At 62.3% G+C, this 21,381-nt stretch carries 24 protein-coding genes and 1 pseudogene; 12 read left to right on the forward strand and 13 right to left on the reverse strand.

Translation table 11 applies throughout. From position 1 onward, the window contains the following. The first annotated feature begins 32 nt into the window (after positions 1-32). On the forward strand, positions 33-2,831 hold the full coding sequence (gyrA, locus tag QWJ46_RS22425; protein WP_184456672.1) for a DNA gyrase subunit A: 2,799 nt from the start codon (positions 33-35) through the stop codon (positions 2,829-2,831). Between the two features lie 174 nt (positions 2,832-3,005). Here the strand turns inward: gyrA and QWJ46_RS22430 are convergent, their stop codons facing one another. The 3 genes and pseudogenes from QWJ46_RS22430 to QWJ46_RS22440 form a co-directional block, all read right to left on the reverse strand. Then, the gene (locus QWJ46_RS22430) at positions 3,006-3,140 is read right to left on the reverse strand and encodes a hypothetical protein (protein WP_010056528.1); all 135 of its coding nucleotides are present in this window, start codon (positions 3,138-3,140) and stop codon (positions 3,006-3,008) included. Between the two features lie 36 nt (positions 3,141-3,176). Then, positions 3,177-3,332, reverse strand: a complete 156-nt coding sequence (locus QWJ46_RS22435; RefSeq protein ID WP_003539654.1) for a hypothetical protein — start codon at positions 3,330-3,332, stop codon at positions 3,177-3,179. Positions 3,333-3,474: 142 nt separating this feature from the next. Next, positions 3,475-3,774, reverse strand: a pseudogene (locus QWJ46_RS22440) (hypothetical protein). 90 nt (positions 3,775-3,864) lie between these two features. Here QWJ46_RS22440 and coaD point away from each other — a divergent pair. The 5 genes from coaD (at position 3,865) to tgt (ending at position 7,799) form a co-directional block, all read left to right on the forward strand. Then, positions 3,865-4,359 (forward strand): pantetheine-phosphate adenylyltransferase, encoded by a 495-nt coding sequence (coaD, locus tag QWJ46_RS22445; RefSeq protein ID WP_302754015.1) that lies wholly within the window; start codon positions 3,865-3,867, stop codon positions 4,357-4,359. Positions 4,360-4,402: 43 nt separating this feature from the next. Beyond that, positions 4,403-4,975, forward strand: coding sequence for a peptidylprolyl isomerase (locus QWJ46_RS22450; RefSeq protein WP_184456668.1), 573 nt, complete (start codon positions 4,403-4,405; stop codon positions 4,973-4,975). Positions 4,976-5,003: 28 nt separating this feature from the next. Continuing rightward, a complete protein-coding gene (locus QWJ46_RS22455) occupies positions 5,004-5,513 on the forward strand; it encodes a peptidylprolyl isomerase (protein ID WP_184456666.1) in 510 nt (169 codons plus the stop codon). 72 nt (positions 5,514-5,585) lie between these two features. Then, a complete protein-coding gene (gene queA / locus QWJ46_RS22460) occupies positions 5,586-6,668 on the forward strand; it encodes a tRNA preQ1(34) S-adenosylmethionine ribosyltransferase-isomerase QueA (protein ID WP_302754016.1) in 1,083 nt (360 codons plus the stop codon). Beyond that, positions 6,669-7,799 (forward strand): tRNA guanosine(34) transglycosylase Tgt, encoded by a 1,131-nt coding sequence (gene tgt / locus QWJ46_RS22465; protein ID WP_302754017.1) that lies wholly within the window; start codon positions 6,669-6,671, stop codon positions 7,797-7,799. A 13-nt stretch (positions 7,800-7,812) separates the two neighbouring features. On the opposite strand, the gene QWJ46_RS22470 is transcribed toward tgt, so the two are convergent. From QWJ46_RS22470 to QWJ46_RS22495, 6 genes are all read right to left on the reverse strand, one after another. Further along, complete coding sequence (locus QWJ46_RS22470; RefSeq protein ID WP_302754018.1) at positions 7,813-8,880, reverse strand: acyltransferase; 1,068 nt, start codon at positions 8,878-8,880, stop codon at positions 7,813-7,815. A gap of 105 nt (positions 8,881-8,985) precedes the next feature. Next, positions 8,986-9,414 (reverse strand): DUF4864 domain-containing protein, encoded by a 429-nt coding sequence (locus QWJ46_RS22475; RefSeq protein ID WP_085778173.1) that lies wholly within the window; start codon positions 9,412-9,414, stop codon positions 8,986-8,988. Between the two features lie 82 nt (positions 9,415-9,496). Continuing rightward, on the reverse strand, positions 9,497-10,762 hold the full coding sequence (gene fabF / locus QWJ46_RS22480; RefSeq protein ID WP_302754019.1) for a beta-ketoacyl-ACP synthase II: 1,266 nt from the start codon (positions 10,760-10,762) through the stop codon (positions 9,497-9,499). A 13-nt stretch (positions 10,763-10,775) separates the two neighbouring features. Beyond that, positions 10,776-11,282 carry a helix-turn-helix domain-containing protein gene (locus QWJ46_RS22485; RefSeq protein ID WP_184456964.1) on the reverse strand — a complete coding sequence of 169 codons (507 nt, stop codon included), beginning with the start codon at positions 11,280-11,282 and terminating at the stop codon, positions 10,776-10,778. A 59-nt stretch (positions 11,283-11,341) separates the two neighbouring features. Beyond that, positions 11,342-11,635, reverse strand: coding sequence for a hypothetical protein (locus tag QWJ46_RS22490; RefSeq protein ID WP_302754020.1), 294 nt, complete (start codon positions 11,633-11,635; stop codon positions 11,342-11,344). 93 nt (positions 11,636-11,728) lie between these two features. Beyond that, on the reverse strand, positions 11,729-11,917 hold the full coding sequence (locus QWJ46_RS22495; protein WP_184456652.1) for a hypothetical protein: 189 nt from the start codon (positions 11,915-11,917) through the stop codon (positions 11,729-11,731). A 209-nt stretch (positions 11,918-12,126) separates the two neighbouring features. Here QWJ46_RS22495 and QWJ46_RS22500 point away from each other — a divergent pair, with 209 nt between their 5' ends. From QWJ46_RS22500 to QWJ46_RS22525, 6 genes are all read left to right on the forward strand, one after another. Next, entirely contained in the window at positions 12,127-12,522 is a 396-nt protein-coding gene (locus tag QWJ46_RS22500; RefSeq protein WP_302754021.1) for a hypothetical protein, read from the forward strand. 189 nt (positions 12,523-12,711) lie between these two features. Then, positions 12,712-13,542 (forward strand): metallophosphoesterase, encoded by an 831-nt coding sequence (locus tag QWJ46_RS22505; protein ID WP_302754022.1) that lies wholly within the window; start codon positions 12,712-12,714, stop codon positions 13,540-13,542. After that, positions 13,539-14,720 (forward strand): ABC transporter ATP-binding protein, encoded by a 1,182-nt coding sequence (locus tag QWJ46_RS22510; RefSeq protein WP_302754023.1) that lies wholly within the window; start codon positions 13,539-13,541, stop codon positions 14,718-14,720. The genes QWJ46_RS22505 and QWJ46_RS22510 overlap by 4 nt, the downstream gene beginning before the upstream one ends. After that, entirely contained in the window at positions 14,713-15,636 is a 924-nt protein-coding gene (locus QWJ46_RS22515) for a carbohydrate ABC transporter permease (protein WP_184456644.1), read from the forward strand. The genes QWJ46_RS22510 and QWJ46_RS22515 overlap by 8 nt, the downstream gene beginning before the upstream one ends. Then, positions 15,633-16,466, forward strand: a complete 834-nt coding sequence (locus tag QWJ46_RS22520; protein ID WP_184456642.1) for a carbohydrate ABC transporter permease — start codon at positions 15,633-15,635, stop codon at positions 16,464-16,466. Before QWJ46_RS22515 ends, QWJ46_RS22520 begins: the two co-directional genes overlap by 4 nt. A gap of 26 nt (positions 16,467-16,492) precedes the next feature. Next, entirely contained in the window at positions 16,493-17,758 is a 1,266-nt protein-coding gene (locus QWJ46_RS22525) for an ABC transporter substrate-binding protein (RefSeq protein ID WP_302754024.1), read from the forward strand. Between the two features lie 74 nt (positions 17,759-17,832). On the opposite strand, the gene QWJ46_RS22530 is transcribed toward QWJ46_RS22525, so the two are convergent. From QWJ46_RS22530 to QWJ46_RS22545, 4 genes are all read right to left on the reverse strand, one after another. Further along, positions 17,833-18,801, reverse strand: coding sequence for a substrate-binding domain-containing protein (locus QWJ46_RS22530; RefSeq protein WP_302754025.1), 969 nt, complete (start codon positions 18,799-18,801; stop codon positions 17,833-17,835). A gap of 81 nt (positions 18,802-18,882) precedes the next feature. After that, the gene (locus tag QWJ46_RS22535) at positions 18,883-19,563 is read right to left on the reverse strand and encodes a GNAT family N-acetyltransferase (protein WP_302754026.1); all 681 of its coding nucleotides are present in this window, start codon (positions 19,561-19,563) and stop codon (positions 18,883-18,885) included. Continuing rightward, positions 19,560-20,081: a MarR family winged helix-turn-helix transcriptional regulator gene (locus QWJ46_RS22540; protein WP_302754027.1), complete on the reverse strand. Its 522-nt coding sequence runs from the start codon at positions 20,079-20,081 to the stop codon at positions 19,560-19,562. Before QWJ46_RS22540 ends, QWJ46_RS22535 begins: the two co-directional genes overlap by 4 nt. Positions 20,082-20,195: 114 nt before the next feature. Beyond that, positions 20,196-21,362, reverse strand: coding sequence for an MFS transporter (locus tag QWJ46_RS22545; protein WP_302754028.1), 1,167 nt, complete (start codon positions 21,360-21,362; stop codon positions 20,196-20,198). Between the last annotated feature and the right edge of the window lie 19 nt (positions 21,363-21,381).

Consider the following 21,381-nt stretch of genomic DNA (forward strand, 5'->3'; position numbering starts at 1 on the left):
TCGAGTGATTCTAGAAGAGATCGTGATCTGTTTTGACTGAGCAAACACCCCCCGGCGGCGGGAAGCTCCCGCCAGGCATCGAGCCCATCTCCATCATGGAGGAAATGCAGCGGTCGTATCTCGATTACGCCATGAGCGTCATCGTCAGCCGCGCGCTGCCCGACGTGCGCGATGGCCTGAAGCCCGTGCACCGGCGCATCCTCTATGGCATGTCCGAGCTCGGCATCGACTGGAACAAGAAATACGTCAAATGCGCCCGCGTTACCGGCGACGTGATGGGTAAATACCATCCGCACGGCAATGCCGCGATTTATGACGCGCTCGCCCGCATGGCGCAGCCCTGGTCGCTGCGCCTGCCGCTGATCGACGGTCAGGGCAATTTCGGCTCGGTTGACGGCGATCCGCCGGCGGCCGAACGATACACCGAGTGCCGCCTGGAAAAGGCTGCTCATTCACTGCTCGACGATCTTGACAAGGAAACCGTCGACTTCCGCGACAACTATGACGGCACGCTCTCCGAGCCGGTCGTGGTACCCGCCAAGTTCCCGAACCTGCTCGTCAACGGCGCCGGCGGCATCGCCGTCGGCATGGCGACCAACATTCCGCCGCACAACCTCTCCGAAGTCATCGACGGCTGCATCGCGCTGATCAACGATCCGGCGATCGAGCTGCCGGAGCTGATGCAGATCATTCCCGGCCCTGACTTTCCCACAGGCGCCAAGATCCTCGGTCGTGCCGGCATCCGCTCTGCCTACGAGACCGGCCGCGGCTCCGTCATCATGCGCGGTGTCGCCACCATCGAGCCGATGCGCGGCGACCGCGAGCAGATCATCATCACCGAGATTCCCTACCAGGTGAACAAGGCGACGATGATCGAGAAGATGGCCGAGCTAGTGCGCGAAAAGCGCATCGAAGGCATCTCGGACCTGCGCGACGAATCCGACCGCCAGGGCTATCGCGTCGTCATCGAATTGAAGCGTGACGCCAATGCCGAGGTCATCCTTAATCAGCTTTACCGCTACACGCCGCTGCAGACCTCCTTCGGCTGCAATATGGTGGCGCTGAACGGCGGCAAGCCGGAGCAGCTGACCCTGCTCGACATGCTGCGCGCCTTCGTCTCCTTCCGCGAGGAAGTCGTTAGCCGAAGAACGAAGTTCCTGCTGCGCAAGGCGCGTGAGCGCGCCCACGTCTTGGTTGGTCTCGCGATCGCCGTCGCTAATATCGACGAAGTCATCCGCGTCATCCGTCAGGCGCCGGATCCGCAGTCGGCCCGCGAAGAGCTGATGACGCGCCGCTGGCCGGCCGAAGATGTCGAAAGCCTGATCCGTCTGATCGACGATCCGCGCCACCGCATCAACGACGACCTGACCTACAACCTCTCGGAAGAGCAGGCGCGCGCTATTCTCGAGCTGCGCCTCGCCCGCCTCACCGCGCTCGGCCGTGACGAAATCGGTGATGAACTCAATAAGATAGGCGAGGAAATCCGGGATTATCTCGATATTCTTTCCTCGCGGGTCCGCATCCAGACCATCGTCAAGGACGAACTAACAGCCGTTCGCGACGAATTCGGCACGCCGCGCCGCACCGAGATCGTCGATGGCGGCCTCGAAATGGACGACGAGGATCTCATCGCCCGCGAAGACATGGTCGTCACCGTATCGCACCTCGGCTATATCAAGCGCGTGCCGCTGACCACCTACCGCGCCCAGCGCCGCGGCGGCAAGGGCCGCTCCGGCATGACGACTCGCGACGAGGATTTCGTTAGCCGGCTATTCGTGGTCAATACCCATACGCCGGTCCTGTTCTTCTCCTCCCGCGGCATCGTCTATAAGGAGAAGGTCTGGCGTCTGCCGATCGGCACGCCGACCTCGCGCGGCAAGGCGCTGATCAACATGCTGCCGCTCGCATCCGGCGAGCGCATCACCACCATCCTGCCCTTGCCCGAGGACGAGGCTAGCTGGGATAACCTCGACGTCATGTTCTCGACGACGCGCGGCACGGTTCGCCGCAACAAGCTGTCGGACTTCGTCCAGGTCAACCGCAACGGCAAGATCGCCATGAAGCTGGAAGAGGAGGGCGATGAAATCCTCTCCGTCGAGACTTGCACCGATCGGGACGACGTTCTTCTGACCACGGCGCTCGGCCAGTGCATCCGCTTCTCGGTCGATGATGTCCGCGTCTTTGCCGGTCGCAACTCGATCGGGGTGCGCGGCATTAATCTCGGCGAGGGCGACCGCATCATCTCGATGACGATCGTCGGCCATGTCGATGCCGAGCCATGGGAGCGGGCCGCCTACCTCAAGCGCTCTGCCGCCGAACGCCGGGCGATAGGCGTGGATGAAGAGGACATCGCTCTCGTTGGCGAAGAGGTCACGGAAGAGGGGCAGCTTTCCGACGAGCGCTACGAAGAACTGAAAGCGCGCGAGCAATTCGTGCTCACCGTCTCCGAGAAGGGCTTCGGCAAGCGTTCGTCCTCCTACGATTTCCGTATCTCCGGCCGCGGCGGCAAGGGCATTCGTGCCACCGACACGTCGAAGACGGGCGAGATCGGCGAACTGGTTGCGGCCTTCCCGGTTGATGATGGCGATCAGATCATGCTTGTCTCCGATGGCGGCCAGCTCATCCGTGTGCCGGTCGGCGGCATCCGCATCGCCAGCCGCGCCACCAAGGGCGTCACCATCTTCTCGACGGCCAAGGACGAGAAGGTCGTCTCGGTCGAGCGCATCAGCGAGCCGGAAGAGGATGAGACGGAAGAGGCTGTCGAAGGCGCCGCTGGCGCCGATGAGACACCTGTCGCCGATGGCGATCCGGGCGGTGCTGCCGAAGAATGATCGAATGAACGGGGCGGCTTCGAGCCGCCCTTTTCTGTTAGAGCCCTGCTTCCAGGCTGAAGCACTCAGTTGGCTCACTCACTGCCCAAGAAAAAAGCCGGACGCTGGGTGCATCCGGCTTTGAAAGGCCCAGGCGGCGAACGGTGCCGCTCATGGGAGGGGAAGAGAGGAATGTCAGAACGCGCTATGCTTTTCGTTCAGCGCCTTCACCTCTTCGCCTTCGCGCCGCAGCGCTGATATCGTCGAGGCCACAGACACGATGAACATGACGCTGATGAGGGCGGTGAGCACTGTCAAGATCGTGAACATAGGCATTCCTTTCCTGGGGAGTGGCGTACTCGCTCCTCAGTACTGGCCCAGTACGGCTGTGCGAGCCGAAGCATAGGGGCCATAAACCTTGGAGGTATCGACCTTCTGATCATAGAGAGCGACAGTTGCGGTGAGCATGCCCGTGACCATGACCATCCAGAGCACGTTAATCATCGTAATCTTGCCGGGCATTATTAGTCCTTCCTGCCGCGCTTTGACGCATTTCTGTGTCGGTTGAGTGAACGCACCCGTTTAAGAATGGTTCCGTCGGATGTTGAGGGGTGTTTAGCAACGGCGATCTGAAGCCTCCTTGAATGTCTCGTTCATCTGGCGTTCAGATTCGCAGTCCGGTTTTTTCTTGCAGCCGGCCCTCATTTCCGCGCAGCCGGCCTTGGACACGCACGATCGCCGCATGTTCGGCAAGCTCTGGCCGCACCCAGTTCACCTCGTAGCGATCGGCGAAATAGCCATAGGCCACCTCGGCGACGAGGGAGGAAGTGACAGCAAACGCAACGAGCACGATCAGCATGGGTCTCAGTCATTCGGGAGCGCCGGCTGCCGGAATGGCATCGGCTGGGTTGATGATCCGAGTTAAGCAGATGCCGTCTGAAACGGCCTTGAATGGCACGTTCATCCGTTGTTCAGCCGGGCGGCGCGGCCGGGTAAATCACTTGCGACAAGTCCGCATCCGTGACAAAAGGCGTCAAACGAATGGCCGGGCCAGATGACGACAGCTTTTTATCCTGGGTCCTTCGACCCGATCACCAACGGACATGTGGATGTTCTGGTCCAGGCGCTGAACGTCGCCGAAAAAGTCATCGTCGCGATCGGCATCCATCCTGGCAAGGCGCCGCTCTTTTCGTTCGAAGAGAGAGCCGAGCTGATCCGCCTGTCGCTGGCCGAAGCCTTGCCCGGCAAGACCGGCGAAATCATGGTCGTCGCCTTCGACAATCTGGTCGTCGATGCCGCCCGCGCCCATGGCGCCACGCTTCTGATCCGCGGTCTTCGCGATGGCACGGATCTCGACTACGAAATGCAGATGGCCGGTATGAACCGAACGATGGCACCCGATATCCAGACCATCTTTTTGCCGGCCGGCACGGCGTCGCGGCCCATTACCGCCACATTGGTCCGCCAGATCGCCGCCATGGGCGGCGATGTCAGCGCTTTCGTCCCGGCCGCCGTCCTGCAAGCCCTCACATCCAAGCGCCCAAACTAGCAAGCGCAAAAGCCTAGGCGGATAACGCCGCAATGGAGCTCACATGAAACTCTTTTATCTCGCATTTGCCGGTGTGCTGTATCTCGCCTCCTTCGCGGGGGATGCGTTGGCCCAGTCGGCCGATCATTATCTCACCATTCAGCTGAAGAACGGCCCGGTGGTGATCCAGCTGATGCCGGATGTGGCGCCGAAGCATGTCGCCCAGATCGAGGCACTCGCCAAGAAGGGCGAATATGACAACGTCGCCTTCCACCGGGTCATCGACGGCTTCATGGCCCAGACCGGCGACGTCAAATACGGCAACATGGAGAAGGGCTTCGATGCCAGCCTCGCCGGCACCGGCTCCTCCGACATGCCCGACATCCCGGCTGAATTCTCCAAGACGCCCTTCGTGCGCGGCACGGTCGGCATGGCCCGCTCGCAGGATCCGAATTCCGCCAATTCGCAGTTCTTCATCATGTTCGCCGATGGTTCCTTCCTGAACGGCCAGTACACCGTCGTCGGCAAGGTCGTTTCCGGCATGGAGAATGTCGACAAGATCAAGCGCGGCGAAGGTCAGAACGGCGAAGTCAAAAGTCCCGACCGGATGATCAAGGTCACCCTGGGCAAGAAGTAAGTTACGAGAGAAACAAGAGGAGAAGATAATGGCCGAGATCAAGGATCCCGAAAACACCGTCATTCTGGAAACCACCAAGGGCAAGGTTGTCATTCAGCTTCTGCCGCAGGTCGCGCCGGAGCATGTCGCCCGCATCAAGGAACTCGCCCGCGAGAAGGCCTATGACGGCGTCGTCTTCCACCGCGTCATCCAGGATTTCATGGCTCAGACGGGCGACGTCGAATATGGCAAGAAGGGTTCGGAAACCTTCAATCCCGGCCGCGCCGGCATGGGCGGCTCCGCCAAGCCGGATCTGAAGGCGGAATTTTCCGCCACCTCGCATGTGCGCGGCACCTGCTCGATGGCGCGTTCGCAGAACCCGAACTCGGCCAATTCGCAGTTCTTCATCTGCTTCACCGACGCTCCGTGGCTGAACAAGCAGTATTCCGTCTGGGGCCAGGTGATCGAAGGCATGGACAATGTCGACAAAATCAAGCGCGGCGAGCCGGTCTCCGATCCGGACTCGATCGTCTCCATGCGGGTTGCCGCCGACGTCTGATTGTGATTTCTGCTGAAACCCGCCCTTGCGCGAGAGCGTGGGGCGGGTTTCGCTTTGCCTGGAAGTGCACTTATGCGCGTAGACCTTTTCGATTTCGATCTGCCCGAGGAGCGCATCGCCCTGCGGCCCGCCGAGCCGCGTGACAGCGCGCGGCTGCTCGTCGTTGACGCAAATGCGGCAAGCGCCCTCTCGGATCATCGCGTTTCCGATCTGCCGTCGTTCCTGCGTGCCGGCGATGCGCTTGTCTTCAACGACACGAAGGTCATTCCCGCCCAGCTCGAGGGCATCCGCCATCGCGACGGCGCCGGCGGCCAATTGATTTCCGCGACGCTGCACATGCGCGTCGGTCCGAGCCGCTGGAAAGCCTTCGCCAAACCGGGCAAGCGCATCAAGGAGGGCGATCGTATCGCCTTCGGCCACAGCGGCGAAAGCTGCATGATCGGCTCACTCGATGCGACGGTGGAGGAAAAGGGCGAAGCGGGCGAAGTGACGCTCGCCTTCGATCTTTCCGGTCCGGTGCTCGACGAGGCGATCGCCGCCGTCGGCCATATTCCGCTGCCGCCCTATATCGCCGCCAAGCGCCCCGATGACGATCGCGACCGCACCGACTACCAGACCATCTATGCCCGCGAGGAGGGCGCCGTCGCAGCCCCCACCGCCGGCCTGCATTTCACGCCTGCTCTGTTCGAGGCGCTCGATAGGGCCGGCATCGAACGTCATTTCGTTACACTGCATGTCGGCGCCGGCACCTTTCTGCCTGTGAAGACCGATGATACAGATGACCACAAGATGCATCTCGAAAGCGGCTATGTCAGCGCGGAGGTCGCAGCCCGGCTGAACGCGGTAAAACAAAGGGGCGGGCGCATCGTCTGTGTCGGCACCACCTCGTTGCGGCTGATCGAGAGCGCCGCCGGGGAAAGTGGTGAAATCAAGCCATGGGCCGGGACCACGGGCATCTTCATCACGCCCGGTTACAGCTTCAAGGCGGTCGATATGCTAATGACCAATTTCCACCTGCCACGCTCGACGCTGTTCATGCTCGTCTCGGCCTTCGCCGGCTTCGAAACCATGCATGCGGCCTATGAACACGCCATTTCCACGGGCTACCGCTTCTACTCCTACGGCGACGCGAGCCTTCTTTTCCGGAAAGACTAGATGACAGAGAATTTCCAATTCACGCTCGAGAAGACCGATGCCGGCGCCCGTCTCGGTGAGATTTCCATGCCGCGCGGCACGATCCGCACGCCGGCCTTCATGCCGGTCGGCACGGTCGGAACCGTCAAGGCGATGTATCTCGATCAGGTGCGGGAGACGGGCGCCGACATCATCCTCGGCAATACCTATCACCTGATGCTGCGCCCGACGGCCGAGCGCGTCGCCCGTCTCGGCGGCCTGCACAAGTTGATCCGCTGGGAACACCCGATCCTGACCGACTCCGGCGGTTTTCAGGTCATGTCGCTGTCCGGTCTGCGCAAGCTCGACGAGCAGGGCGTCACTTTCAAGTCGCATGTCGATGGCAGCCTGCATCACATGTCGCCGGAGCGCTCGATCGAAATCCAGGGCCTGCTCGGCTCCGACATCCAGATGCAGCTCGACGAATGCGTGGCGCTGCCGGCCGAGCCGAAGGAGATCGCGCGTGCCATGGAAATGTCGCTCCGCTGGGCCGAACGCTGCAAGGTGGCCTTCGGCGAGCAGCCTGGCAAGGCCATGTTCGGCATCGTCCAGGGCGGCGATATCCCGGCGCTGCGCATCCGTTCGGCCGAGGAGCTCACCAAGCTCGACCTCAAAGGCTACGCCGTCGGCGGTCTTGCGGTCGGCGAGCCGCAGGACGTGATGCTGAATATGCTGAAAGAGACGCTTCCCGTCCTGCCCGTTGAAAAGCCGCGTTACCTCATGGGCGTCGGCACGCCCGACGATATCCTCAAATCCGTCGCCCGTGGCATCGATATGTTCGACTGCGTTATGCCGACCCGCTCCGGACGCCATGGCCTGGCCTTCACCCGCCGCGGCAAGGTCAATATCCGCAATGCCCGCCATGCCGAGGATATGCGCCCGCTCGACGAACAGTCGAACTGCCCGGCCTCGCGCGATTATTCGCGCGCCTATCTCCACCATCTCGTCCGCGCCAACGAAGCCCTCGGCGGTATGCTGCTCTCCTGGCACAATCTGGCCTACTACCAGGAACTGATGCAGCGCATCCGCAAGGCGATCGCCGAAGGCCGATTCGCCGACTTCATGGCGGAGACGATGGAGGAATGGGCGAGGGGTGATCTCCAGCCGGTCTAAGCGCCACCTGAGCCTACTTGGCCGGCTGGGTGGCCGCAGACGGTGGATTCGGCGAAACCATCATTCTAAGTTTCTTGCGCACCGGTTCGTCAAAGCGAGTGGTGATAACGCCAGCCAAAATGAAAATCGCTATGACGACGATCATGCCGGCTGCTGGAGAGGCGGGAAGGTTGAAGCCCTGCTGCCGCAGTACATGCAGCAGGCTGAATATCGGTCCGTGCAGGATATAGGTCGGATAGGAAAGCCGCCCCAACCATCCGAATAGCAGTTCCACTCGGCCGGTCTGCGTCGTGCGCATTGCAATCCAAACGATAGCCGGGAAAATCACGAGGCATATTGAAAGATCGAAATACGGGAAGCCGAAGAATATGATGGCCGGTATGTTTGTGATCAGGATCAAACAACCGCAGATAAGAAGGCCCGTAATGTTGCCGTTCTTGACCGTGTTCGGTTTTCGGACGTCATATAACCTGTAGAGGCATATCCCGAGTGAAAACGAGAACAGCACTCGCGAAAAGCCAAATGCGAAGTAGCCTGCTTGGTGTCCAATATCGAAATTGCCTCCGACCCATGCCCCATATGTGGTGATACAGGCAGCCCCAAGCGCGATAACAAGCAAGGTTCTGAAAGACAGCCGTATCAGAAGAACGGCGAACAGCAGTCCGGCCCAGAGTTCGAAGAAGAGCGACCAACTGGGTCCGTTCAAAGGAAATGCCCCGTTCGGATTTCCGTTTGGAATGAGCAGGATCGCCCTGACAATGAGGCCTGCCGGCGACTCCAGGTCGCTTTGAAGCGCATAGCTGACAAAGCCGACAGGAAGCGAAAGAAGATAGAGCGGATAAAGCCGAATGATACGGTGCAGGAGAAATCCGGCCGGGGAAATCTCTCCCGCCGTCAGGCGCTTTTCATATGAATTTGCCAGAACGACGCCGCTCAAGAGAAAGAAGAGGTCTACACCGAGGTAGCTGATATTTGCCGGCATCGGGCCAAGCGTACCACCCGTATGCAGGAACATGACCATGATGGCCGCAATTCCTCGCAACGCTTCAAGAGCTGTAAAAAATTGCTTGCCACTATTCACGGTTACAACCCTCCGTCGGCATTTTGTTACCCCAGGAGGATTTCGAAATTGTTAGCGCAACGTGACCGTGCGCCTACCGGCTTGCGAGCGGGCGCAAAACTGGCGTCAAATGCCCTTGCTGTCTGCATCCGGCATGATCTGCACGCCATTGATCCGGTAGCTGCCGTCGGGCTGGCGGGTGACCTGGTAGATCGCTGTCCAGTCCTTACCGTCGCGGCCTGAAATCAGCACCTCGTGATAGATCAGCGCGCCGTTGTCGATCGAGCGGCTGCGCCCGAAGGCGTAATTGCCGGGATGATAGACCGGTTCGTAGCTCTTCTTCACCATGGCGAAGAACAGGTTCTTGTCGGGATACATCGCCTTGATGCCGGGAGCGGCGAAGGAATAGGCGGTTTCGGCATCGTCCTTAAGGAAGGCTTTGATCTGTTCCTCGATCATCGTTCGCGTCGTGTCGATCGGATCTTCGGCATGGGCCGAGAGAGGAGAGAGGGCGGACGCGGCACACAGAATGAGAACTGCGAGAAAGGCGCGCATGGATTGATCTCCGGCTCCGTCGGGAAGCGAGCCCCCGATAGAGCGGAAGTGTAGGCGAATTTCAGCACAAGGAAAGCGGACTTTACGACCAGCGGCGGAAGAGGGCGCTGGCATTCACCCCGCCGAAGCCGAAGCCGTTGGTGATGGCATAGTCCATCGCCAGCCGCCGCGCCGTCTTGCCGACGATATCGATACCGTCGGCGGCCGGATCGGCTTCATTGAGGTTGCGGGTCGGCGGCGCGATCTGGTCGCGCAACGCAAGAATGGTGAAGATCGCCTCCAGCCCGCCGGCCGCCCCGAGCAGATGGCCTGTCGCCGATTTCGTCGCGCTGACGGCAATGGCGCCATTGCGGCCGAAGACCGTGCCGATCGCAGCGATTTCGCCTTTGTCTCCGACCGGTGTCGACGTCGCATGCGCGTTGAGGTGCCTGACCCCCGAGGCCGGAATCTTCGCCTGCCTGAGTGCGGCCTCCATCGCCCGGCGCGCACCATCGCCATCTTCGGGGCCAGCGGTCATGTGGTAGGCATCCGCCGCGGTGCCGTAACCGACGAGTTCGGCAAGCGGTGTGGCCCCGCGGGCCAGCGCATGGTCGAGCGTTTCGATCACCAGGATGCCGGCGCCTTCGCCCATGACGAAACCGTCGCGCGCCGTGTCGAAGGGCCGCGAGGCCAGTTCCGGCGTCTCGTTGAAGCCGGTGGAGAGCGCACGGGCGGCGGCGAAGCCGCCGAGGCTCACCTTGTCGATGCAGGCCTCGGCACCGCCGCAGATCGCTACATCGGCTTCGCCGGAGCGGATCAGCCGCGCCGCATCACCGATCGCCTGGACGCTGGCGGCACAGGCCGTCACCGGCGCGCCGAGCGGCCCCTTGAAACCATAGCGGATGCTGACCTGGCCGGCGGCGAGGTTGACGAGGAAGGAGGGCACGGTGAAGGGCGACAGCCGCCGCACGCCCCGCGTCTCGCCGATCCGTACTGCTTCGGCGATCGCAGGAAAGCCACCGACACCCGAAGCGATGATCGTTGCGGTGCGCTCACGCGAACCTTCGTCGGTCGGCATCCAGCCGGCCTGCTTCACCGCTTCCTCCGTCGCCGCCATGGCGAACTGGATGAAGCGATCCATCTTCTTCTGGTCCTTCGGCGTGATCGAGCGATCCGGGTCGAAACCGGCCTCAATATCCTCAGTGATGCCGGGAACGACACCGCCAACCTTGGCCGACAGTTCGCCGACAACATCCTCCGGCAGCACCCTCAGACCGGAGGCGCCGTCGACGAGACGTTTCCAGGCAGGCTCGACGCCGATGCCGAGTGGTGAGACAAGTCCCATGCCGGTGACAACGATGCGATCCATGGTATTTTCCTCTCTATGCGTCGATGCCGAGATACCAGGCGCGCATGCGGGCGATCCGCGCACGCACCTCGTCGTCGGCGGCTGGTCCAGCGAGCAGACTGGTATTTTCGGGCGTTACTTCTTCGCCGGTCCGTGCGTCCACAAGCACCGTCTCGCGCGCTTTGCCGGAGGCGGCGTCGCTGAGCAAAAAGGCGAGATCCTCTTCCGGAATGTGCCGGCTCCCCCAGGAAAACAGCGCCATCAGCACCGGAAAGAAATCGCGGCCTTTTTCTGTCAGCAGATATTCGTACCGGGCAGGGCGCTGCTGGTAGAGCCGTCGTTCGAACAGGCCCTGGTCCGTCAGATGTTTTAACCGCCGCGTCAGGATGTTCGGGGCCACGCCGAGGCTTTTCTGAAACTCATCGAAGCGCGACAGCCCCTGGAAGGCGTCGCGCAGAATCAGGATGCTCCACCAGTCGCCGACGCTGTCGAGCGCGCGTGCCGCCGGGCATTTGAATTGGCTGAAACTTGTCCGCTGCATGGCAGATGTCAGTACAGGAGTGACTATCATCATGCAAGTAACATGTGCGTAGGAAAGCTCTAAATCCCGTCACCTCCGAAGAAGCGGGCGAGCAGGATGCCGGTGACCAGCATGCCGGCCGCGGCGAAGATCGTATCGCCCGGAGTGCCGATATAGAGCGGCCCGATATTGGCAAAGAGCAGGAAGGCGATGAGGAAGTTCGCCCAGCCCCATACGACATTCACCACCGGCGAACTGGGATTGGCGAACGGGGTGCGGAAGCGCCGGCCGCTGACGCCATTGACGAAATGCGGGATGCCGTTGGCCAGAAATGCCGCGGCGATGAAATGGGCGATGTAGGCAATCCAGGGCAAAGGCTTCTCCTGATCTGCACGAGTGGCGTCAAAGGAGAATGTGGCCGGGATCATCCGGCCGGCAAGAGGAGGTTGTGGCCTTCTGCAGGCTGCTTAGACGAAGCCGAGCGGCAGTTTTTCCAGTTTTCTGTCGGCGCCGTAATCGCGCTCATGCGGCGAACGACGGCGGTCGTCGCGGCGCGACGAAAGGTCGATGCGGTTTTCGGCGAAGATCCCGTCAGGGTAGGTGCCGGTATCATGGCAGTCGACGTCGATCTTGGGAGCAAGGATTTTCAGGATCATCGAGGTTCCTCCACGGCGCAGTATCAACATGCGGAAAGGCCGCATGGTTCCAATCATAAACCCCGAATTATTAATAAATTAACCATAAATGCCGGCCGAGTTTCAGCCGATCCAACCCTCTGCGCGCATGCATTCGCATTGAAATGGCGTCGTCCGTGGAACTCCTGATGCTGATCGCCGTTGGTTTGGCATGAACACAGGAGGTTCCCATGCAGTTGGTCGATACGCGCGTGACACAGTCCGGCAACTTCCTCACCGTAGAATTCCTGGGCGAGGGAGGAGAGTCGATTGCCGTGAAAATCGATAATTCTCATGGCGAACTCGACAGTTCGACGGCGCTCGACCACGCCAAGGTGATGATGGTTCAGCTGACCGCCTTTTCCGCCCGCAACGCGGACGGCAGCATCAACCGGTATGACGCCTTGAGCAACGGCAACTTCGACGAAGGCAGCAAGGGCCTCGTCGGCCAGCCGAGCGCGCGTTCCACCCACGATAGCGAAACGCTGGAAGAGGAGCTGAACGAAGGCCTCGAAGATACCTTTCCGGCAAGCGACCCGGTTTCGGCGACTGTATCGTCCATTCCCGCCAACGCGCCGCGGCATTGATCTCCATCCAATCCTGCAGGTTAGCCGGCCCTCTTCGGCGCCGGCCTGCGTCTGTGTGACGGATTGATGTCAAAACTGGAAAACAGCTGAAAACCGCGGATGTCTGATTGACATGGGAGCCTTCTAGAGAGGGCCCGAGAAGGGAGCGTCCAGGAGACGCTTCCGAGGTTCTCGGAGACGCGCGCGCCCATGAAAATCATTCAGATCACCGACACCCATTTCAGCCCGAACAAGCCGCATTTCAACGGCAACTGGGCCCCGCTTCTGAGCTGGATCGAGGAGACCGACGCCGATCTGATCTTCCATACCGGTGATCTTACCGTCGACGGCGCCGACAAGGACGAGGACATCACCTTCTCGATGGATCTCATGCGCCAGGTATCGATCCCGATGCTGATCGTTCCCGGCAATCATGATGTCGGCCACCTCAAGGGTTCGGACCAGCCCGTCAATGCCGAGCGGCTGGCCCGCTGGCGCAGCCTTGCCGGCCCCGATCGCTGGCTGGAAGATGCAGCCGGCTGGCGCCTCATCGGATTGAATTCGCTGCTTCTCGGCCATGAAGATGAGGAGGAGGAGGCCCAGTTCGAGTGGCTTCGCAAGGCGCTCGAAGATAGGGCCGGGCGGCGCGTGGCGCTGTTCGCGCATAAGCCGCTGTTCGTGGATGCACCCGACGAAGGCGATACCGGCTATTGGAGCGTCCGGCCGGCTCAGCGCCAGCGGCTCTACGATCTGATCGCCGCCCACGACGTGGCTCTTTTCGCCAGCGGCCATCTTCATTGGGCCTGGCAGGGCGGCCTCGGCAACACCCAGCTGACATGGGGCCCGTCGGCCGCTTTCATCATCGATAAGATGGAGCGGGAAATGCCGGGCGAGCGCCTGATCGGCGCCGTCGTCCACGAGTTCGGCGCGGACGTGGCAAGCGCAATCGTCGCCGTGCCCGGCATGACCGCGCATGTGCTCGACGATGTCGTCCACGAGGTCTATCCCCAGGCGGTCAAGCAGCGGGAACCGGCGGAATGAGCGCGCTCTCGCTTCGCGGCATCGCCAAGGCTTTCGGCGGCAACCAGATCCTCGATGGCGTCAGCCTCGACGTCGAGGCCGGTGAATTCATCGCGCTGGTCGGCCCCTCCGGCTGCGGCAAGAGCACGCTGCTGCGCGTGCTTGCCGGCCTCGACCACGCCGATCGCGGCGAGATCCTGATCGGCGGGAAAGATATGTCGGGCGTGGCAGCCGCCGATCGCAACATCGCCATGGTTTTTCAGTCCTACGCCCTCTATCCGCATCTGACGGCCTCTGAGAACATCGCCGTGCCCTTGGCGATGCGCCGACTGTCGACGATGCAGCGGCTGCCCTTCATCGGCTCGTTGATGCCGGGCCAGCGCGCCACCCGCGCGGCGATCGCCCGCGACGTCCGGGAAATGGCGACATCACTCAAGATCGAGCACCTGCTCGACCGCAAGCCCGGCCAGATGTCCGGCGGTCAGCGCCAGCGTGTGGCGCTCGCCCGCGCCATGGTGCGCCGGCCGAGCATCTTCCTGATGGACGAGCCGCTGTCCAACCTCGACGCCAACCTGCGCGTCCACGCCCGCGGCGAGATCGTCGATCTGCATCGCCGCGCCGGCGTGCCGACGCTCTACGTCACCCATGACCAGGCGGAAGCGCTGTCGATGGCGGATCGCGTCGCTGTGATGATGGGCGGCCGGTTGCTGCAGATCGCAAGCCCTGAGGTCATCTATGACGATCCCGCCCATATCGAGGTCGCCCGTTTCATCGGCCAGCCGCGCATCAATCAACTGCCGGCGCAAGCCGAGGACGGTGTGGTTGCCTTTGGCGACCTGCGCCTGACGCTGGAAAACCCGCCCGCCGGCAAGATGCCGGTCACGCTCGCCATTCGCCCCGAGTTCGTCTCTCTCGACCGGAACCGCCAGGAAGGGCTTGCCGCCCGGGTCGAGCGCGTCGAGTTCCTGGGATCAGAGGTCATCCTCTATTGCCGCCTCGATGCGATCGGCGAGACCGTGATCGCCAAGGTTCAGCCGCCAGAAGCTGCGGGTCTCGCCGCCGGCGATGCGGTCGGGCTACGGCTCGCCATGGGGCGGACGATGGCCTTCGCCGAGGATGGCAGCCGGCTGGCTGCTCGCGCCGAGGCCGGCAATGGGCTCGCCGCAGGCGACATCGCGCGGGAGAGGGCGCATGGCTAGCGTCGTCTCCATGGCCATGCCAGCCAATTCCGCCGTTGCGCATCGGCGCAGCGAGGCCCACATCGCCTGGATGCTGGTGCTGCCGGCGATCGTCCTGCTGTTCCTCTTCGTGCTTTTGCCGGTCGCGGCTGTCATCTTCCTGGGCTTTACCGATTTCGAACTCGGCTACGGCAAGTTCCGGTTCGTCGGCTTCGAGAATTACGCGCACCTGATCACCGACCGTACTTTCCGCAAGTCGCTGGGGAATACGACGCTCTATACGGCGATCGTCGCGCCCGTCTCGATCATGCTCGGTCTCGGTATCGCCATGCTGATCGAGAGCGAGACCGCGGCCCGCAGCTTCTTCCGTACCGCCTATTTCCTGCCGGTCGCCTCACTGATCGTCGCTATGGCGACCGTCTGGCAATATATGTTTCATCCGACCATCGGCCCGATCAATGCGCTGCTGTCTCTTGCAGGGCTGCCAAGCCCGAACTGGCTCGGCAGCTCCGGCACGGTGCTATACAGCCTGTCGATCATTGGCGTCTGGCAGTCGGCCGGCTTCAACATGGTGCTGTTCCTGGCCGGGCTGACCGCGATCCCGCGCGAGCTTTACGCGGCGGCCGAAGTGGACGGCGCCAGATCCGCCCTCGATCGCTTCCTGCTCGTCACCTGGCCGATGCTCGGGCCGACCACGCTCTTCGTCATCACCATCAGCATCAGCAACGCGGTGAAGGTCTTCGAGACGGTCAAGACGCTGACGGAAGGCGGGCCGAACAAGGCGTCGGAGGTGCTGCTCTTTACCATCTACCAGGAAGGATTCGTCTACCTGCGTGTCGGCTATGCCTCGGCGATGACCGTTGTCTTTCTCCTGATCCTCGTGGTGCTGATGTTCCTGCAGTACCGCATCCTCGATCGGCGGGTGCATTACACATGACGAGCACTTTTTCCCTCAGCCGGATTATCCGCCTGACGCTGCTTTCCCTCGGCGCGATCATCTTCCTGTCGCCCTACGTCTTCATGATTTCGGCGGCGGGCAAGGCGCAGAGCGATATTTTCACCTCGTCGCTGTCGCTGATCCCGGCGCACCTCACCTATGCGGAGAATTTTGCCAAGGCCCTGAGCCGGGTGCCGATGGCGCGGCTCCTGTGGAACGGCGTCGTCGTCTGCGGGCTGATCTTTTTCTTCCAGGTGCTGGTGGCGATCCCTTGCGCCTATGCGATGGCGAAGCTGCGCTTCGGCGCCGCCCGCGCCATGATGGTGCTGGTCATGCTCGGCCTGCTGGTGCCGATCCATGCGACCGCCTTGCCGCTCTATGTCGCCTTCGACCGCGCCTCGCTGCTCAACGGCTACGCCGCCCTCGTTGCGCCCTTCACCATTTCGGTCTTCGCAATCTTCATGTTCCTGCAGTTCTTTCGCGCCATGCCGGATGATCTCATCCATGCCGCGCGTCTCGACGGTATGTCGGAGCTCGGCATCGTCGCACGCGTCATCGTGCCGAATGCCTGGCCGGCCGTCACCGCTTTCGCCATCTTCTCGGTCGTCGCGCATTGGAACGATCTCTACTGGCCGCTGGTCGTCATCAGCAAGCAGGACTACGCCACACCGCCACTCGGGCTGATGTATTTCCGCGCCGCCGAAGCCGGCGACGATTACGGCGCGCTGATGGCCGCCACCCTCATGATTACCCTTCCCCTCGTCGCCGCCTTCCTGCTTGCGCAGAAGCGTTTCGTTGAGGGCATCACCATGACCGGTCTCAAAGGCTGACCGGCTTCAACTCAGGAGAACGAGCGATGAAACTTATTACCCAGCTGCTCGCCGCAGCGGCCGTATCGATGGCAGTCGCGCTTCCCGCGCAGGCCGAGACCACGCTGACGGTTCATTACCCGATGCCGGGCTTCTTCAAGGACGTGATGGACACGATCTCGAAGAAGTTCATGGAAGAAAATCCTGATATCAAAATCCAGTTCGCCAGTCCGTCTGCGACCTATGAGGAAGGCATCCAGACGATCCTGCGCCAGGCCGGCACCAGCGAAATGCCCGACATCACCTTCATCGGTTTGAACCGCCTGCGCATGCTCGACGAGCGCGACGTCGCCGTTGATCTCGGCCCACTCGTCCAGAAGGACGGCAACATGGCCGAGCAGGGCTTCTCCGACACGATTCTCAAGCTCGCCCAGGTCAAGGGCAAGCAGGTCGGCCTCGCTTTCGCGACCTCCAATCCGATCATGTATTACAACGCCGATCTCGTGAAGGCGGCCGGCGGTAATCCCGACAATCCGCCGAAGACCTGGGACGAGGTCATCGCGCTCGGCGGCAAGATCAAGGCGCTCGGCAACGGCGTCGACGGTATCGACTTCCGCTGGCAGGGCGACGACTGGATGTTTTCCGCGCTGCTCTTCGGCGCCGGCGGCAAGATGCTGAGCGACGATGAAAGCAAGGTCGCCTTCAACGGTCCGGAAGGCCAGAAGGCCGTCGAAGTCCTGCATCGATTGGTCACCGAAGGCGGCATGCCCGTTTTCACCAAGCCTGCCGGTGAGCAAGCTTTCGCGGCCGGCAAGGTCGGTTTCGAATTCCAGACGACCGGCGCGCTGCGCAATACGATCAAGAATGTCGGCAACAAGTTCGATCTGCGCACCGCCAAGATCCCGCTGATCGATCCGGTGAATGGCCGCCTGCCGACGGGCGGCAACGCCGTCGTCATCCTGACGCATGACACTGCCAAGCAGGACGCCGCCTGGAAGTTCGCCAAATTCGCCGCCGGCCCCTACGGCGCCTCGGTTGCCGTGCCGGGCACCGGTTATGTCCCCAACAACGAGCTTGCCGCCAAGTCACCCGAATATCTCGGCGATTTCTACAAGCAGAACCCGCTGTTCCAGGCAGGCCTCAGCCAGATGCCGGTGATGATCCCCTGGTATGCCTTCCCGGGCTCCAACGGGGTGAAGGTCACGCAGACGATCGTCGACAACCTCTCGCGCATCGTCGATCAGTCGGCCGAACCGAAGGAAGCGCTGGACGATGCGGCCGCCGATGTCGAGGGCATGCTGCCGCGCAGCTGATCGGCTTTCCCACGAGCAATAGGATAGGGGGCCGCCACGCCAGGTGCGTGGCGGCCTCTTGCTTTCCTGACATTTCAGATAGCGCGCACCGTGCCGCCGCGGCGCAGCGTATAGGCGACGTCGAGATGACGGGCAGGGGCGGCATTCTCCGCCATGTCGAGAAGCAGGGAGGCGGCTGTCGCCCCCATGCTGGCATCCGGCATTTCGACCGTCGTCAGCGGCGGATCGATCAGCCGGCCGATGGCGATGCCGTCGAAACCGGCGACCGAAACATCGCCCGGCACCGAAAGGCCCTCGCGCTTCAGCGCGCCGACGACGCCAAGGGCAAGCAGATCATTGGAGGCGATGATCGCCGTCGGCGAAAGCGAATTCATCGCCGTGCTGAGATCGAGCTGGTCATAGCCGCCGACGAAGGAGATCTGGATCGCATCAAGCGGTGTCAGCCCGTTCTCGGCCATCGCGTCGAGATAGCCCTGGTATCGAAGCCGGGCGCGGTCGGAGGCTGCGAAATTGCCGGAGAGAAAGAGAATGCGGCGGTGCCCCATACCGATCAGGAAGGTCGTGATCTCGCGGCCGGCACCGCGATTGTCGGCGGTGACCGCTGCGGGAAACCGCGCCGTCGGCAGGTTGTTGAGAAGCACGGTCGGTGGCAGCCCGGCAAGCAGCGCTTCGCTCGTCGACGGATCGCAGACGGTGAGGATCAGCCCGGTCGGCCGATCGTTGAGAAGCGCGGCGACGGCATCGGCTTCGCGGGCCGGATCGTAATTCGATTGTGCGATCAACACGCCATGGCCCGCGACCAGCATGCGGTTCTGGATGCTTGACAGCGACGAGGCAAAGACAGGGTTGGTGATGCTTGGAATTAAGACGCCGACCACCGGCCTGCGTCCGAGCCGCCCGGCAGCGTGATAGCCGAGTTCTGCGGCGGCGCGGCGCACCCTGCGCACCATCAGATCGCTGGCAGGCCCGTTGCGGTTGAGAACTCTGCTTGCGGTCGCCAGCGAACATCCTGCCCGGAATGCGACCTGCTGCAATGTCGCCATCGAAAGCGCCTCGCATCAATCCAATTCGTTGCGGGGCGCTTTAAACGATTTCGATGACATTGATCTGACACTTCACTGCGGTCAGAGACGACGCTTGACCACGCGCATGTTCATCTCCGACCGAACGACGAAGCCCTGTGCCCTATAGAGGGAAATGGCGGATGTGTTTGCCGCATAGGCATGCAGATAGGCTACATCACCGCCGGATGCGATTTCTCCGGCGACGAAACGGAAGAGCAGAGTGCCGAGACCTCGCCCCTGGAAATCGGGATGGGTGCAAAGGCCGCTGAGCTCGATAAAGCCGGTCTGCCGCATTCGCTGACCGGCCATCGCCACGAGACGGCCCTCATGCCTTATTCCCCAGAAGCGGCCAAGCCTCTGGGCGCGCAAGGTGAATGGCCCCGGTTTGGTCAAGGCCGCCAGATCGAGCATGTCGGCGGCATCAGCCTCCGTCAGAGGCTGGATCCGGGGATCCGAAATTTTTTCATGAGGCCGTTCGGCAACCATCTGGGTTACCAAGGCCTCCATGACGACGACAAGACCTAGCGGAACCGCGATCGGTCCAGCCTCGACGAGAAACATGCTCTCCTCGCCGGACGGCAGATTCTCCAGGGCGTCCAGGCTTTCCGGGCTACCGTCGGCGGAGGCCGCGAAGGGAACGATCGACGGTGGATACCGGCGTGCGTATTTGCCGCCTTCGGCGAGATCGGCATGCGCAGTCTGCAGAGCGCTCCAGATCGGCCGGTCGAGCACATGCTTCATCGTCCATCCTCCTGTTGGGCGTCCGAAAGGACGCGCAACGCAGCAATTGTGCCCCGGCGATCGAGCGGCGCCGCCGCAAGCCCGTCCTCGATTGCTGCCAACTGCGCGAGGATCGGTCCGTCGAGATCGCCGCAGAGATCCGCAACGGCAGCCGCGACGCGCGGCCAGATCGTCGTCTTCGAATAATCGACGAGTTCCTGTCCCTTGTCGGTGAGCGACACCAGTCTGCGGCGCTGGTCGTCCGGCGCCGGCTGCATGTCGACGAAGCCGAGTTCGAGAAGTTGGCCAATGGTCCGCGTCGCGCCGGGTTGCTTGATGCCTACCGACTGAGCAAGCTCGCCGATCGTCAGCGGCCCGGCGCGGTCGATCGCCGCAAGGAATGGATACTGGCCAGCTTGAATTCCGAGCCCCGCCTCATCGATGATCTGCTGCGTATCGGCCTGCAATCTTTCCCCGATGCGCCGCAGCCGGCTGCCCAGGCATAGAAAGCCAAGCGTTCGAACCACATCCTCGACCATGCCGATCTCCAGCTTGCTAGCATGTTATATAACATGTTATACATCTCCAGCTTGTCGTTTCAAGGGCAGGGATCGCCGCGGCGAAGGCGGTGGATTGACGCGCGGCCTGCTCAATCAGCCGCGCCGTTCCTCAGTCCACAGAACCACCGCCAGGACGCTGCTGAGCAGGCCGAGGGATAATGGCAGGCCCTGGTGCCCGATCAGCTGCATTGCCAGTCCGGCTGCGGGTGAGCCCGCGATGCCGCCGATGCCCCAGGCGAGGGCGAAGGCTGCATTGCCGGCGATCAGGGTCCGGCCGGTGAAGCGCTCGCCGAGCTGGATCAGCGATGTGGTGTAGAGCCCGAAGGAGACGCCGCCCCAGACGAAAACCAGCGGCCAGACGAGCCAGGTTTCGAAGATGAACGGCAGCGGCAGGCAGCCGGTGAGGCAAGCCAGCACACAGAACAACATGGTCCGCTTCGCGCCGAACCGCTCGGCCGCTCGTCCGAGCAGGATCTGCAGCACGGCATTGCCGGCGACGAAAACGGTGATGAGCGAAGCAACACGCCGCTCGGCGCTACCGAGTGCCGCTCCATAGACGGCGAATAGGGAAAGCAGGATCTGCTCGAAGGCGGCGGCCGTGAAAACTGCAAACAGCAGCGTCGGCGCCAGCCGGAGGAAGCCGCCGACCGACGTTGCTTCGCCTTCAACAGGCATGTCAGGCAGATGTGGGGCAACGGCAAGCGCGATCAGGCCGCAGGCAAGGAAGGCTGTGACGCCGATGATGAAGGGCGGCCATCCTTCCGTGCCGGCGAGGCTGAGGGATAGCGGGCCGACGGCGAAACCAGCCGAAACGATCGATGAGTAGAGGCCCATGATGCGGCCGCGGCGCTGCGCCGGCGTGATCGTGATCAGCCAGGTTTCGCTGATCACGTAGAGCGGATTGGCAAAGAAGCCGAGCAGGAAGCGCAGAGGCATCCAGGCCCAGACCTGCTGAATCCAGGCGATCACAACCAGGGTCAGGGCGGCAAGGATCGAACAGAGGATGGCAAGCCGCGCCCCGCCGGCGCGTCGCGAAAGCGCCGGAATGAGGGGCGCCGATATGATGAAACCCAGTGGCGTCATCGCCGCCGACAGGCCGATCAGGCCTGATGTCAGTCCCTGCCGCTCCAGGATGAAGCTCAGTAGCGGATAGGTCAGCCCCTGCGCCACGGCAAACACCGTCACTGTCGCGATAATGCCCGCCATCGCGGCCCATGGAACCCGATCCTCGCGCTGTGATGTCGTGCTTGCGGCGGTCACGCAGATCTCCTCTTCGTCA

Origin of the sequence: Rhizobium sp. CBN3, from assembly GCF_030518245.1 — a bacterium.
GTDB classification, from domain to species: Bacteria; Pseudomonadota; Alphaproteobacteria; order Rhizobiales; family Rhizobiaceae; genus Rhizobium; species Rhizobium aethiopicum_A.